This window comes from Sphingomonas sp. R86520 (genome assembly GCF_042466285.1).
Classification (GTDB): domain Bacteria; phylum Pseudomonadota; class Alphaproteobacteria; order Sphingomonadales; family Sphingomonadaceae; genus Sphingomonas.
The window spans coordinates 4,337,619-4,351,961 of record NZ_JAXHBZ010000001.1 but is presented as its reverse complement, the minus strand read 5'-3'; the positions used below and the strand labels follow the sequence as shown (position 1 = coordinate 4,351,961).

The 14,343-nt window shown below is 64.8% G+C and carries 8 protein-coding genes; all 8 read right to left on the bottom strand.

Going from position 1 to position 14,343, the window contains the following annotated elements:
- Positions 1–4: 4 nt before the first annotated feature.
- The gene (locus SJY41_RS19955; protein ID WP_380783967.1) at positions 5–1,042 is read right to left on the bottom strand and encodes a cupin-like domain-containing protein; all 1,038 of its coding nucleotides are present in this window, start codon (positions 1,040–1,042) and stop codon (positions 5–7) included.
- Positions 1,039–1,782 carry a SapC family protein gene (locus SJY41_RS19950; RefSeq protein ID WP_380783966.1) on the bottom strand — a complete coding sequence of 248 codons (744 nt, stop codon included), beginning with the start codon at positions 1,780–1,782 and terminating at the stop codon, positions 1,039–1,041. Before SJY41_RS19950 ends, SJY41_RS19955 begins: the two co-directional genes overlap by 4 nt.
- 266 nt (positions 1,783–2,048) lie before the next feature.
- Positions 2,049–5,249: a TonB-dependent receptor gene (locus tag SJY41_RS19945; protein ID WP_380783964.1), complete on the bottom strand. Its 3,201-nt coding sequence runs from the start codon at positions 5,247–5,249 to the stop codon at positions 2,049–2,051.
- 371 nt (positions 5,250–5,620) lie between these two features.
- Positions 5,621–8,629 carry a TonB-dependent receptor gene (locus tag SJY41_RS19940; RefSeq protein ID WP_380783963.1) on the bottom strand — a complete coding sequence of 1,003 codons (3,009 nt, stop codon included), beginning with the start codon at positions 8,627–8,629 and terminating at the stop codon, positions 5,621–5,623.
- Between the two features lie 117 nt (positions 8,630–8,746).
- The gene (locus SJY41_RS19935) at positions 8,747–10,381 is read right to left on the bottom strand and encodes a DUF5597 domain-containing protein (protein ID WP_380783962.1); all 1,635 of its coding nucleotides are present in this window, start codon (positions 10,379–10,381) and stop codon (positions 8,747–8,749) included.
- 46 nt (positions 10,382–10,427) lie between these two features.
- On the bottom strand, positions 10,428–11,840 hold the full coding sequence (gene uxaC, locus SJY41_RS19930; protein WP_380783961.1) for a glucuronate isomerase: 1,413 nt from the start codon (positions 11,838–11,840) through the stop codon (positions 10,428–10,430).
- Positions 11,837–13,099, bottom strand: a complete 1,263-nt coding sequence (locus SJY41_RS19925) for an MFS transporter (RefSeq protein WP_380784203.1) — start codon at positions 13,097–13,099, stop codon at positions 11,837–11,839. Before SJY41_RS19925 ends, uxaC begins: the two co-directional genes overlap by 4 nt.
- Before the next feature lie 26 nt (positions 13,100–13,125).
- Positions 13,126–14,337, bottom strand: coding sequence for a D-mannonate dehydratase ManD (gene manD, locus SJY41_RS19920; RefSeq protein WP_380783959.1), 1,212 nt, complete (start codon positions 14,335–14,337; stop codon positions 13,126–13,128).
- Positions 14,338–14,343 lie beyond the last annotated feature (6 nt).

Sequence of the window (14,343 nt, the reverse complement as noted above, 5' to 3'; positions counted from 1 at the left end):
CATCCTATCTGTTCAGACGTTGCAGGACCTGCGCACGCAGCCGCCGGGCGGCCATCTCGTCGAGCGTCGCGAGCGGACCACGCGCATGCGGCGGCAGGTGGTCGCCGGCGCGCTCCGCCGGACCGAAGACGTAATAGTCGAACAACGCGCGCCATGCCCGCTTCTCGCCGTCGGGACGATCGCGCAGGCTGAGCAGCGCGTGGAGCATCGTGGTCATCGGCGTGTCGACGAACGCAGGCACGTCGTTCCACCAGTAATTGACCATGACGTTGAAATCGTCGAGCGCCTCGACCCGGTGCCACCACAAGGCAGGGTAGACGAGCATGTCGCCCGGATCGAGGTCGGCGACCTGCGCGACGCCCAACGCATCGCGAAAGCCTGGATGGCGATCATGGTCGGGCGCGATGAAATCGACCATGCTGACCACTTGCCCGCCCGGGGTCGGCTCGAGCGGCCCCGGATACAGGTTCGCGACCTGATCCGGCGGAAACAGCGTGAAACGACGCCGGCCGACGAGCGGACAGGCGATGTTGTTGGACATGTCCCAATGCGCCGCTGCCGTGGTGCGGTTGCCGATCCAGAGACTGGCCAGCGACGTCTTGGCGCCCGGCAGATCATCTTTTGCAACGACCGGATTTTCCTCGCGCAAGCCTGGGAAGAACGCGTCGAGATCGGTCGATCCGAGATACACCGACGTCGCGCCGTCGTCGGCAATCCCTGCGCGGATCCGGTCGAGATATTCGACGAGCGGCGCGCGCCCGGCGGCGTAGTTCATGCCCGATACGTCGTCGTTGTAGAAGAACCGCCCCTCGATCTTTGGGTCTCCCACGAACCCGACGACCGGACGCCCGCCATCGAACCGCAACAGATACGCCATCGCTGCGTCGCTGCCCTCGCGTCCGGCTTCGACGAGCGGCAGATCGGTCGCGACGGCCTTCAGCACGACCGGCTCGCCGGCTTCGATCAGCGCGGCGAAATCGATCTCGCCCCGCGCCATGCCTTCGATCGTTCGGACGGTCCGCACCGTTCCGGCCCCGGTCATGCCCCTGGCAGCCGGTTCGTCTTCAGATCGATCAGACGCGTCACGTTGCTCAGCGATGCGACCGCGGAAAACGCCAGCTGCAGGAATCCCTGCGCATGCAACCGCGCCAATGCCGCGCCATCGAGCGCGGCGAGACGCTCTCCGGAGATCGTGTAGAAATCCTCCAGGGTATATTTGCTCGTCTCGCTGAGGATGATCTCGAGCGCTACCGGCTCGATCAGCCGCTCCGCTTCGAACGCATCGAACAGGGCATCGTTCGCGGCGACGCCGGCGTGGATCCGCCTGAGAACTTCGGAGACATTCTCCAGATACGGCGTGTTGCCGCCGTGCGGCAGGAAGACCGCCTGCCTGCCCCCCGCATCGGTATGCGTATCGCGGTCGACGATGCGCGGGTGATCGAGATCGACGTGGATCATCGGCTCGCCATCACTGCCGTCTTCGGTCCGCGTGAGCCCGATCGAGAACGGCCCGCGCTGATGGAGCGCCGGGACGTAGCGCGCGTGCCATGCACCGTCCCGAAGAAACAGGTTCTCGTCGCGTTCCAGTCCGACCAGCGCGACGGATTGAAGCCGGCCATCCTCCATCCGCCGGAACAGGATCGGATATTCGCGTTGCAGGTCCTGCCATTCGGTCGCAAACACCAGCACCTGGTTCACCGCATCGCCGAACGCCGCCCCATGCGTCACCGCAACGCTCAGATCATGATGGTCGACGTTATTCAGCAGGACGATTCGTGTCACATTCAGCCTTTCGAGGTCTGCACATGGCCAAGGGAGAACCCCACAGCATCATGAAGAGGCCTCCCGCCGTGCGCAATCCGGTATCCGTCGCACCGTTTCGCCGGCAGCGTTGATCGCGCAAGCGACGAGGGCGCGCGCCGTAGCGAACCCTCGTGCCGTCATGCGCTCGTGTCTGGACGCATCGTGCAGCGTCCCGGCGACGGGGTCGCGGGGACTATGGAACGCGGTCGGGAAGCCTTGCCAAAGCCTCCCGACCCCGCCGCCGATCAGAAGCGGAAGCGCCCGCCCAGCAAGAAGCGCCGCTGCAGTTCCTGGCCGAACCAGAGCTCGGCTTCGTCGCGCGCATAGGTCCTGAGCTTCTGCTCGGTAAGGTTGATGCCCTCGATCGACACCGCGAACTGCGGCGTAATGTCGTAGCTGATGTTCACGTCCAGCTGGCCGAACGCCTTGGTGAACTCCGGATTGCGCGAACCCTGGCGGTTGATCCCCGACAGGAACTTGTCGCGCCAGTTATAGGCGACGCGCGCCGACAACCCGTTTTTGTCGTAGATAAGCGTCGCGTTGAACGTGTCGGACAAGCCGAGCAGGGCAAACTGGTCCTCCGATGGGCTGGCACCGATGTTGAACCCGACGTCACCCCGTACCAGCGTATAGGCAGCACCCACGCCGAACCCGCTCGACCCGAAGAAATGCTGCCCCGCCGCTTCGAAGCCATAGACTTCCGCGTCCTTGTTGTTGACCGGCCGGGTAAGCTGGAACTGGTACAGGACGTCCGTACCGTTGGCGATCACGTCACGGGTGTTGTTGATCTGCTTCACGAAATCATCGTTCAGCGACCGCGTGGTGGCGTTGTAGTTCGCCTGGAACACGGTCGTTGCCGCACCGACCGAACCGGTTTGATCGATGAGCGCGGTCAGCGCGAACAGATTGACGTCGCTCTGGTCCGCACCGAGTGCCTGCAAGGCCGCCTTGGCCTGGCCGGACCGCGTTCCGGCAGCACCCGAACTCGGATCGCGCAAGCCGAACAGGTCGGACGTGAACTGGCCGTTGCCGATGAAGTTGCGGACGCGCTTGTCGAACACGCCGAACGAGAGATAGCTGTCCGGCTTGTAGTACCATTCGAGCGACGCATCGAGATTGTCCGATTCCAGCGGGATCAAGCGCGCATTGCCCGTCGATCCGGTCGCGATGCCGCCATTGGCGATCGGGCGCGGTGGACCGCCGACACTGGTCGACGTGAACAGGTTGCCATATTCGGGACGGGCGATGGTCTTGCTGAATGACAGGCGGCCGATCAGGTTGTTCTTCAGCTCGACCTGGAAATCCATCGACGGCAGGAAGTTGTTGTAGGATCCACCGTCGGTCAGGAAGCTGGTCTGGTTCGAGATCACGACCGTGAAGTCGTTGTCCGACACCCAGTTGATCGCGGCAGGCACGGCAACCAGCGACGTCGATTGCGACTTCGTATGCTCGTAGCGGACGCCCGCGACCAACGTCGCCGGCCGGTCCGCGATGTCCCCCTTCCACGTGACCTGGCCATAGGCCGACCAGATCTTTTCGCGGACGCGGTTATCCTCGTTGGTGGTCACCCCGACGGCATTGCCGGCCTTCGCGTAGAACGGCGACAGGATGGAGTAGATGTTGGCGGCATCGCCGCGGAACGCGGTCTGCAATTCCGGATCGCTGCCAGGATCGAAGTGCTGGAACTTGCAGACGAGGCAGAAGGCCTGCAGCGCGCCGGGTGCAAGGCGCTCGACGTCGCCCGGGCTGGTGATGCCCCAGTCGCCCAGCGTCTGCTGCGTGGCGACCCGCGTCTGATGCATATTGGTATTGCGCAAGTTCCCGCCGAAATCGAAGCGGCTCCCGCCCCCGAGATCCCAGCCGAAATCGCCGCGCAGTTCCTTCACGCGCTGATCCTGCGTGGAGGCGTATGTGCGGCCGATCTGCGAGCCGACCTGGGCAAGCGTCAGCGGACCGCCGAGCGTCACGTCCTGAACGGGAATGGCGCCGCTATAATCGACGGAATGCGCCGTGATGACGTTCGCGCCCATGCCCACCAGCGTCGAGCTGTTGCCGTTGGGGTTGTCCGGGCGACTGGACGCCTTGCTGTAATGCCCGTCCAGATTGAACGAGAAATTGTCGGTGATGTCCCATTTGCCGTTCAGGCCGAAATCCTCGATCCGGCTCTTCTGCGCGCGATTCTGGGCCTCGAAGCCTTCGTCCTTCGCGCCGTTGATGGTCTCGTGCAGATACGTCGCGGTGGCGACGGTCGGATTGGCGTCGAAGTGGACCTCGTCGAACGGACGACTGAACCAGTTGGACAGATCCGACCGGATTTCCTTCTGGCGGTTCTGCGCGAACAGCGCGTCCGCGGTCAGCGTCAGGGTGTCGATCGGCTTGAACTGGACGACGGCCTGCCCGTTGATGCGCTCGCGGCTGCCCTCGGCATAATGATAGCGGCTGTCGTTCGGGATCGCGACGAGCTGGTTCGGATTGGTGGGCGCGCCCGTGATCTTCGTGCTGCCGTCCGACTTGACGAACCCGCCCGACAGGAAGTTGCTGTACGGGATGATGTTCCAGTCGTTCGACGTCGCGCTGATCGACGTGAAATTGCGCTTCTGGTAGCTTCCGAACAACGACACGCCGAACCGATCGGTCGGATCTGCCCAGCTGACCACACCGGAAAGCTCCGGCGTCACCTTCGACCCGCAATCCAGGCAACCATCGGTGCTGGTGTCGTACAGTGCCTTTGCGCCGATGCTACCGGTCAGGCCGGTCTTGCCGTCCAGCGGGCGACGCGTGACGACGTTGATCGTCGCGCCGATACCGCCGGTGGGCACCGAGGCGCGGCCGGTCTTGTAGACCTCCAGCGTCCGCACGCCTTCCGATGCGAGGTTGGAGAAGTCGAACGAACGGCTGGCACCCTGGGCGCTGTCGGAATTCTCGTCGCCACCGACCACCTGGACGTTGGCGGTCGCGAGCTGCCGCCCGTTGAGCGTGACCAGATTGTAGCTCGGGCCGAACCCGCGAACGGTGACCAGTGCACCTTCGCCGTTGGTACGGTTGATCGAGACGCCGGTAATCCGCTGCAGCGACTCGGCGAGGTTCGTATCGGGGAACTTGCCGATATCCTCGGCCGAGATGGCGTCGACGATACCCGTGGAATTGCGCTTGATCGCGATCGACCGCTCAAGGCTGGCGCGAACGCCGGTCACGACGATCTCGTCGCCAGCGGCACCCTGCGCCGACTCGGACGAAGGCGCCGTTGCGGGCGAGGTCAGCTGGCCAGCCGAAGCAGCCGGATCCGCCGTCGTACCGGGTGCCGTCGTCGGTTGTGCGTTGGTGGCTTCCGCACCGGTCTGCGCCTGGGCTTGTGCGAAAGCAACTCCCGGCAGCGCAAGACAACTGGCGACCGCTAATACGGATGCCGAACGCGCGAGCGCCGACGAAAGACTCTTAGCCTTCATGATCATCCCCTCTTGATCGCGGTCACCCTGACCGCTGATACTCCCACGCCGATCGATACGCCGGCTGTGCGAGCGCTAACATAGACCTCGCCGATACGTTGGCAAGCATGTTTAGAGCGGGGTCCCCGAGTATTGTTTTTATACTGTGTTAAGTAAGCAACTGTTCTCGGCAGCCCGTGGGCTTACCCCTTGTCACATCAACGAAATCTCGCCCGCAAGGTATTGAGTTGGTCATGGAAGAGCATCGCCATGGTCTGCTCAACGCGCCTGCTTGCGGCCGCGGCTAGCCGGGCGGTCCCGCGTGTCGACCGAACAAAAAAAAGGGGCCGATCCTTTCGAATCGACCCCAAAGGTTCCTCGGGAGAGGATATCTAGAACTTGGCGCGGATGCCGCCGAGGAACTGGCAACCCGGGTAATAGACGCTGTACGCAGCGTTATCGTACCCGAACGTGGTGCGAAGCGGCTCGTTGGTGATGTTCAGCACGTCGAGCGTCAGGCGCAGCCGGTTGTCGAAGAACGGCAGCTGGTACCCGACCGACATGTCGAGCTGTCCGCGCGCATCGGACCGCAGCGGCACGGGGATGTTGTTCTGCGGACCATTTGCAGCGATCGACTCGTCGTTCCACACATAGTTCAGGCTGAGCGACACGCCGTGGCCTTCGTAGAAGCCCTGGAGATTGTAGCTCCACGGGGCGATGCCCGACGCGACGAGGCCGGTATCGGACTTCTGCGTGATGTGCGTCCCGTTCGCCGAGAAGCCGAGCCCACGCACGAGGAAATCGAGCGGCTGCACCCAGGTCGCTTCGACACCCTGGATCTTTAGCTGGTTCAGATTGACCGGCTGCGTCACGACGATCTGCGCGACGTCCGGCCCACCGCGACCGTTGATCGCCTGCTGCTGCGTCGTCGTCAGCGTGCTGAACGCGAGATTGAGCGCCGAGAACGGCACCGTCGACTGGATGTTTGCGGTAAACCCGTCGATATTCTTGCGGAAATACGAGAGCCCGACATAGCCGATGCCGCCGGTATAATATTCACCGCCGAGATCGATATTCTCGGACGTATAGGGCTTCAGGTTCGGGTTGCCCGCGGTGGCGACCTGCGCGCCCTGATCGGAGAAGGTCAGTCCCGGCAACAGCGAGCCAGCATCGGCCCGCGTCATGCTGATCGAGGTCGCAAACCGCAGCTTGATGCGCTTCGCCAGGTCATAGGACAGGTTGAGCGAGGGGAGGACTTTTTCGTAGGACGAGTCCTGGACGACGTCCACCAGGCCGGCCGCGACCTGGACCGGACCGGCGACGTGCTGGTCGGTGTGGACGTAGCGGACGCCGGCATTCGCGCGCAGATCACGGCCGAAGATCTCCGTGACGCCGTTGCCTTCCATGTAGAAGCCGAACGTCTTTTCGAGGATGTCGCCGGTAGTGCCGCCGGTGACCGAACCGCGTGCCTCGGGCGCGCTGTCGAGGAACGACTGGTAGTTGGTCGCCGCCTGCAGTTCCTTCAGCTTGGTCGAGATGATGCTGGTATAGCCGACCGCCCCCTTCGACAGCTTGCCGATATCGGTGACGTTCAGACGCTCCAGATACTGCGACAATTGCGCATTTGTAACGCTGCCGGTGGTGCCGTTGCACGTCGCACCGCACACCGACGTCTGGTACGCGGTTGAATTGTCATAGGCACGGACGTTGCGCAGCGCGCTGTCATAGGCGCCGCCAAACTTCAGGTTCATGGTCGCGTCGCCGAGCGTGAAGTCGACATGCGCGCCCTTCGTCTCGGTCTTGCGGCGTACGCTCGAAACATTCTGGCGATACCATTTCCAGCCGAGGTTCGGATCGCCGAGGTCGACGTTCGTGGTGATGATCGGCTGAGGATTGTTGCTGTCGGTATTGTCGTAGAACGCGGTGATCCCGGTCTCGCGCGGAGTCTGGATCAGGAAACTCGGCTGTTCACGGTAGAAATTGCTCTTGCCGTAATTGACCTGCGCCTCGACCTTGAATGTGTCGCTCGGTGCCCAGGTGACGCTGGGGCTGAGATTGTAGAATTCGGTGGTCTGGCGGAAGATGCTCTCCTCGAGGAAGAACACCGAATTGGCGAACGTCCCGCTGGTGACAACGTTGTTCGCATCCACCGTCAGGCCGATCGGCACCATGCCGCCGGTCGACGTCGGATCGCTGCCGGGGCCCGAATTCCGGACGTACCAGTTCATGTTCGACTTGACGTAGTCGCGCTTCGATTTGGCGTAGATGCCGTCGAACGCGAAGCTCAGCGTGTCGGTCGGGCGCAGTTCGAGCGAGAGCAATGCCGAATAGCGCGAGCGGGTTCCCTGCGTCACGTTGTTGCGGCCGAGACGCGGGATCAGCGCGCTGCGGATCTGCGTATCGGTTAGCCCCGACGTTGCCGCGAGGTTGACCGGCGCGCCCGGCGTCAGGCCAAAACCGGTGTTGCGCGGCACGACCGGCGCATAGGCGAAGCCGTTGCCGCCGACGTCGCCGACGCCCGGCACGCCGGTCGGCACGTTGCCATCGGTATAGCCGACCGTTTCGAAGCCATCGACCCGGGTCTTCTGGTTGACGCCCTGCAGACCGACCAGGATACCAAATTTATCCCAGGTCTTGCTCGCGACGATCGCGCCGCGCGGACCGAAGCGGTTGTTGGTATCGTTATACTGGCCCTGGCCGACGACGGTCAGGTGCGTGCCCGGATTGTCGAACGGGCGCGCGTTGCGCAAATTGACCGTGCCGGCGATCCCGCCCTCCAGCGTCGACGCGACCGGCGACTTCAGCACGTCGAGGCGGGTGAACAGTTCCGACGGGAAGAAATCGAGATCGACCTCGCGGTTGCCGCCGCCGGTGCCGTTGGTGCCGCCGTCCGACGCGATCGCGATCTGCGTGTTGTTCAGCAGCACCTTCGAGAAGCTCGGACCGAGACCGCGGATCGCGACCTGTACGCCTTCGCCGGTGATGTCGCGGTTCAGGCGCACGCCCGGAATGCGGTTCAGCGTCTCGGCCAGGTTGGTCGCGGGCAGCTTGCCGATATCCTCGGCGAAGATCGAGTCGCCGAATGCGACGGCGTTGCGCTTGGCGTTCGTCGCGCTCTGAAGGCTGCCGCGGATGCCGGTGACGATGATTTCGTCGGTCGCGCCGAGGCCATTGTCGGCGGCGGTCGCACTCTGCCCGGTCGCGTCGGCCGGAGCCGGCTCGGCCTGCGTGGTCGTCCCGGTGATGCCCTGCTGGTCGGGAGTCGCCGGCGCGGTCGTGCTCGGCCCCGTGTCGGGCTGCGCGACCTGCGCGGCCGCAGGCGTCGCGGCGATCAGGATATTCCCGGCGACGGCCGCCAGCAATATGGCGCGGACGTGGTGACGGCGTGCGATGAAACTCATGGGAAATCCCCTCCGTGTGATGTCCCCGCTTCGGCGTCGGGATACGTTAATTCATGCGCCATTTATGATAGCGCTATCACATAGGGGTAATTGTCGGAGTGATCACTGTCAATGGTTTCAGCGATAGCGATAGAGCTTGATCCGCTGGATCTGCCAGTTGCCGGCCGGCAGGCTGATGTGACGACCCTGATGAGTCTGATCGCCGTTGAGTAGCCGACCGGGTACCCAGCGCCCCGCAGCGTCGAACCGTCCTTCATACGCGCTGTCGATCCCGGCCAGTCCCGGTCCGTCGCCGATCGGTTTGAAGGTGACCGTAATGCCCTGCCCGGCCACGAGAAATTCCTCGGGTCCGGTCTGGATGATCAGCCCGCCATAGCTCGCCATGTCCGGTTTCGCGACCGGCCGCTGGATATCGGCATAGGCGATCGTGAAGCGATAGCCGCCGATATCGCGCGTCTGCGGTTCGTACACGACGGTCTCGTCGTACAGCACGCGTGGCTTGAACCCGGCCATTCGGTTCGATCCCTGCGCAGCCAGGATCTGCGGCGAAAGCTGGTCGATCACGTCATAGGCCTTGGCCAGATCGCCCGGCGCATCGTCGGCCGAATCGATCGAGAACGGCCCGAACCCGATCGCGTCATGCTCACCATATGCATAAAAGGCGTTGGCCGGGACCGCTGGATTGTCCGCGTTATTGGCTTCGGGAATGAACAACGGATTGTCCGGGCGCTTGTAGCGGCCGACGAGGTCTACATAATTCGGGAAATAGATGTCGGGCGCCAGAAAATCGATCGCTGGTGCGCCCGCCTTCCAGACGTCGATCAGATGCGGCAACGGACCACCGCTCGGATATTCGCCGGCCGCACGACCGGGGCGATTGAGCGCGACGTTGACGTACATCGGCATCGGATAGGCCGCCTTGCCGGCCGCGGTCAGCTGATCGGCGAAGCGCGCATAATGCCAGGCGGTGAACACTTCCGCGGCCGCGTCGCCCGCGCCGAACAGATCCTCCCACGAGCCCTGCGTCCTGGCGCCGCGCTCGACCCACATCGCCTGCATCTCGGGCACGAGGTTCGCCTTGTGCGCCGTGAGATACTGGACGAGCTCGGTCGGCACCGGCTGGCGAAACGCGGCTTCCGCAAGCGGGCCGTAATCGCGCGCGACCGGCAGCATGCCGATCTCGTTCTCGACCTGCATCATCACGACGGTGTTTTGCGTGCCGTCGACCGCCTTCAGATGCGCCATCAGCGCAGCATAGGCGCGCTGGTCGGCCGTCAGCGTTGCGGGCGCGAAGGCCGACAGGATCTCGACGCCCTGCCCGTTCGGTCCCTGCGCGCGCGGGAACCGGCCCTGGTCGCGCTTCACCCAGGCCGGCACGTAGGTCGACATCGAGTTCTTCCACGCGCCGAACCAGAGGATAACGAGCTTCAGGTCGGCGGCGCGCGCATCGTGCAGCATGGTGTCGACGGAGGTCCAGTCGAACTGGCCTTCGCGTGGCTCGATCAGCTCCCACGCGACCGGCGCGAGGACGGTATTGAGGTGCATCGCGCGCAGTTTCTTCCAGTGCGGCGCCATGTACGCAGCGCTGGAGGCCGCCGAATTGCTCAGCTCGCCGCCAATGATCAGCATCGGCTTGCCGCCGACGATCAACTGCGTCGCGCTGCCCTGTTTGTGCAGCGAGGGGGCGTCGGCAAGCGCGGGCGTCGCGACCGAAAGCGCGGTCAACGCCAGCAGGATCGAACGAAAGTTCATCACGTGTCTCCGGAGGATGCGGCCCCGGCATGGGCATTCGCGTGCCTCAGAGCCGGTACGCCTGTTTGACGAGATCATAGGCGAGCGCACGGGCAACCTCGTGCGCTTCGTCCTCTTCGAGGCGGTGCTCCGCGACCAGTCTGGCGAGGAACGCGCAGTCCATCCGGCGGGCGACGTCGTGGCGCGCAGGGATCGACAGGAACGCGCGCGTGTCGTCGTTGAAGCCGACCGTGTTGTAGAAGCCGGCGGTCTCGGTCGCGCGTTCGCGGAAGCGACGCATGCCCTCCGGACTGTCGTGGAACCACCAGGGCGGGCCAAGCCGCAGCGACGGGTAATGGCCGGCGAGCGGCGCGAGTTCGCGGGAGTAGGTGTCCTCGTCGAGCGTGAATAGGATCAGCGTCAGCCGGGGATCGTTGCCGAACCGGTCGAGCAGCGGTTTCAGCGCGCGGACGAATTCGCCGGGCAGCGGGATGTCGCCGCCCTTATCGCGACCGAAGCGCGCCAGCACCGAGGCGTTGTGGCTGCGCGCGACACCGGGATGAAGCTGCATCACCATGCCGTCCTCGACCGACATCGCCGCCATCTCGGTCAGCATCTGCGCGCGGAAGCGTTCGGACTCAGCGGCGGTCGGCTGCGCCATGACGCGAGCGTAAAGTGCCTCCGCTTCGGCGGGCGTGAGGTCTGCCGTTGCTGCCGAAGGATGGCCGTGATCGGTCGAGGTCGCACCCGCCGCGCGGAAGCGTGCGCGGTGGAAGCGGTGCGCGGCCAGATAGCCCGCATAGCTGCCGACATCCGCGTTCGCGGTCGCACCGAAGCGGCAGACGTTCGCGGCAAAGCCCGGCGTATCGGGATCGACGACCGGGTCGGGGCGATAGGCGGTGACGACGCGGCCGTTCCAGTCGCTCGCGCGGATCGCTGCGTGATGGTCGAGCGGATCGAGCGGGCTCTCGGTGGTCGCGATCAGCTCGATCCCGAACCGGTCGAACAGCGCGCGGGGGCGGAATTCAGGCGTCTTCAGCGCGGCGTCGATCGTGTCGTAATACAGGTCCGCGGTCTCAGGCTCGAGACGCACGTCGATGCCGAACGCCTCGGCAAATACCCAGTCGAGCCACATCCGCGACGGCGTGCCGCGGAACAGGTGATAGTTCGCCGCGAAGATGCGCCAGATTTTCCGCGGATCAGCTTCCGTCGCGCTGCCATCCACGGTCGGCACACCGAGCGCGTCGAGTGGCACGCCCTGGCTGTAGAGCATGCGGAACACATAATGATCGGGCACGATCAGCAGCGAGGCAGGATCGGTGAACGCCGCGTTCCGTGCGAACCATGCCGGATCGGTATGGCCGTGCGGGCTGACGATCGGCAGGTCCTTCACGCCTGCATGCAGCGCACGGGCGATGTCGCGGGTGCGCGGCTCGTCCGGGAACAGGCGATCGGGATGGAGGCGCAAAGGCTTGGTCATAGGAGGCGTTCCGCAGGCACTTGCGCATAGCGCGGCACGATGAGGTGGATGACCGCGAGCGCGACGAGATAGGCGCAGGCTGCGACGATGAATATCGGCTGGTAGCTGCCGACGGTCTGGAGGATGGTGCCGGCGAACTTCGCCATCAGCATGCCGCCGACCGCACCCGACAAGCCGCCAAGCCCGACGACCGAGCCCGTCGCCCAGCGCGGCAACAGGTCGCCCGGCAGCGCGTAGAGGTTGGCCGAGAATCCCTGGTGTCCGGCGCAGGCGAGGCCGATCATCAGCACCGCCCACCACATGTTCGGCACCTGCGTCGCGAACGCGATCGGCACCGCACACAGCGCACAGACGAACATCGCCGTTTTACGCGCCCGGTTGACGCTCAGCCCGCGCCCGATCAGCCGCGACGAGAACCATCCGCCGGCAACCGAACCGACGTCGGCGAGCAGGTACACCGCGATCAGCGGCGGTCCGAACGCGAGCATCGTGATGCCGTATTGCTTGTTGAAGAAATCGGGCAGCCAGAACAGGAAGGTCCACCACACCGGGTCGATCAGGAACCGGCCGAGCATATAGGCCCAGGTCTGTCGCTGACGCAGCAATGTCGCCCAGCGGACCGGCCGGCCGGGCTCGACCGGTTCGCTTTCGATATACGCGAGTTCCTCCGGCGTGACCTTGGGATGCTCACGCGGGCGACGATAGAAACCGAGCCACGCGACCAGCCACACGACGGTCAGCATTCCGGTCAGGATGAACGCCCAGCGCCAACCCATCGTCACGGCGATGATCGGCACGACCAGCGGCGTCAGGATCGCGCCGACGTTGGAGCCGGCGTTGAAGATGCCGATCGCCAGCGCGCGCTCACGCCGCGGAAACCACTCGTTGGTCGCCGCGATCGCCGCTGGGAACGTCCCCGCCTCCCCGAGCGCGAGCGGGATCCGCGCGAGGATCATGCCGCCGGTCGACGTGAAGAAGACGTGCGCGACATGGCCGAGTGTCCACAGGGTCACCGCCAGCGCATAGCCGACCCGCGCGCCGAGCCGGTCGATCAGCCGACCGAACACGATGTAGCTGAGGCCGTAGGCGGCCTGGAACCAGATCGCGAGATCGGCATAACCCGTCTCGCTCCAGCCGTAACGGACCTGAAGATCGGGCTTGAGCGTCGGCAGGACGAGCCGGTCGATATAGCTGAGCACCACCGCCGCGAACAGCAGCGCGCAGACGATCCAGCGGACACGGCCGCGCGGCTTGTCGATCACGGGAGCGCCCGTCCCGTCGCCGCTCACCAGTTGCACAACGTGCCGTCTTCCAGTCGCGCGACCGGGAGATAGGCGCGCTTATAGTCATAGGTCGCGGCGAGATCCTCGTCGATGTCGACCCCGAGTCCCGGTGCCTCGCCCGGATGCATCATGCCGTCGTCGAAGCTGTACGCATGCGGGAAGACGGCATCGGTCTCGTCGGTGTGCGGCATATGCTCCTGAACGCCGAAATTGGGCACCGACAGCCCGAAATGCAGCGCCGCCGCCATCGCCACCGGCGACAGGTCGGTGGCGCCGTGGCAGCCGGTCCGCACCTGGTACAGATCGGCGAGCGACGCGATCCGGCGCAGGTGCGTGATGCCGCCCGCGTGCACGACGGTCGCGCGGATATAATCGATCAGCTGGTTCTGGATCAGGTCCTTCGCGTCCCAGATCGAATTGAACACCTCGCCCACCGCGATCGGTGTCGTCGTGTGATGGCGGATGAGCTTGAACGCCTCCTGGTTCTCGGCGGGCGTCGGATCCTCGATCCAGAACAGGCTGTACGGCTCGAGCGCCTTGCCCAGCCGCCCCGCCTCGATCGGCGTCAGCCGGTGGTGGATATCGTGGAGCAGATGCACGTCCCAGCCCATCGCGTCACGCGCCGCCTTGAACAGTTCGGGGACGACACGGAGGTATTTCTCGGTCGACCAGACGCTCTCGCTCGGCAGGGCGGCGTCGGCGGGTTCGTAGCGCGCGCCGTGCTTGGCGACGCCGTAGGTCGAGGCCAGTCCCGGTACGCCGCATTGCAGCCGGATCGCCTTGTAGCCCTTCGCCTGTTCCGCCTTGGCGACCGCGATCGTGTCCTCGATCGTCGTGCCGTTGGCATGCGCGTAAACCATGCACGCATCGCGCGCCGCGCCGCCGAGCAACTGGTACACCGGCATGCCCGCGAGCTTACCCTTAATGTCCCAGAGCGCGGTATCGACCGCAGCGATCGCCGCCATCGTCACCGGGCCACGCCGCCAATACGCACCCTTGTAGAGATACTGCCAGACATCCTCGATCCGGTGCGCGTCGCGGCCGATCAGGCACGGTACGACGTGATCGGTCAGGTAGCTGGCGACACTCAGCTCGCGACCGTTGAGCGTGGCGTCGCCTAGCCCGGTGGTACCGTCGTCGCACTCGATCTTCAGCGTGACGAAATTGCGGCCGGGGGAGGTGACGATGACGCGGGCAGAAACGATCTTGGGCATGGGCAG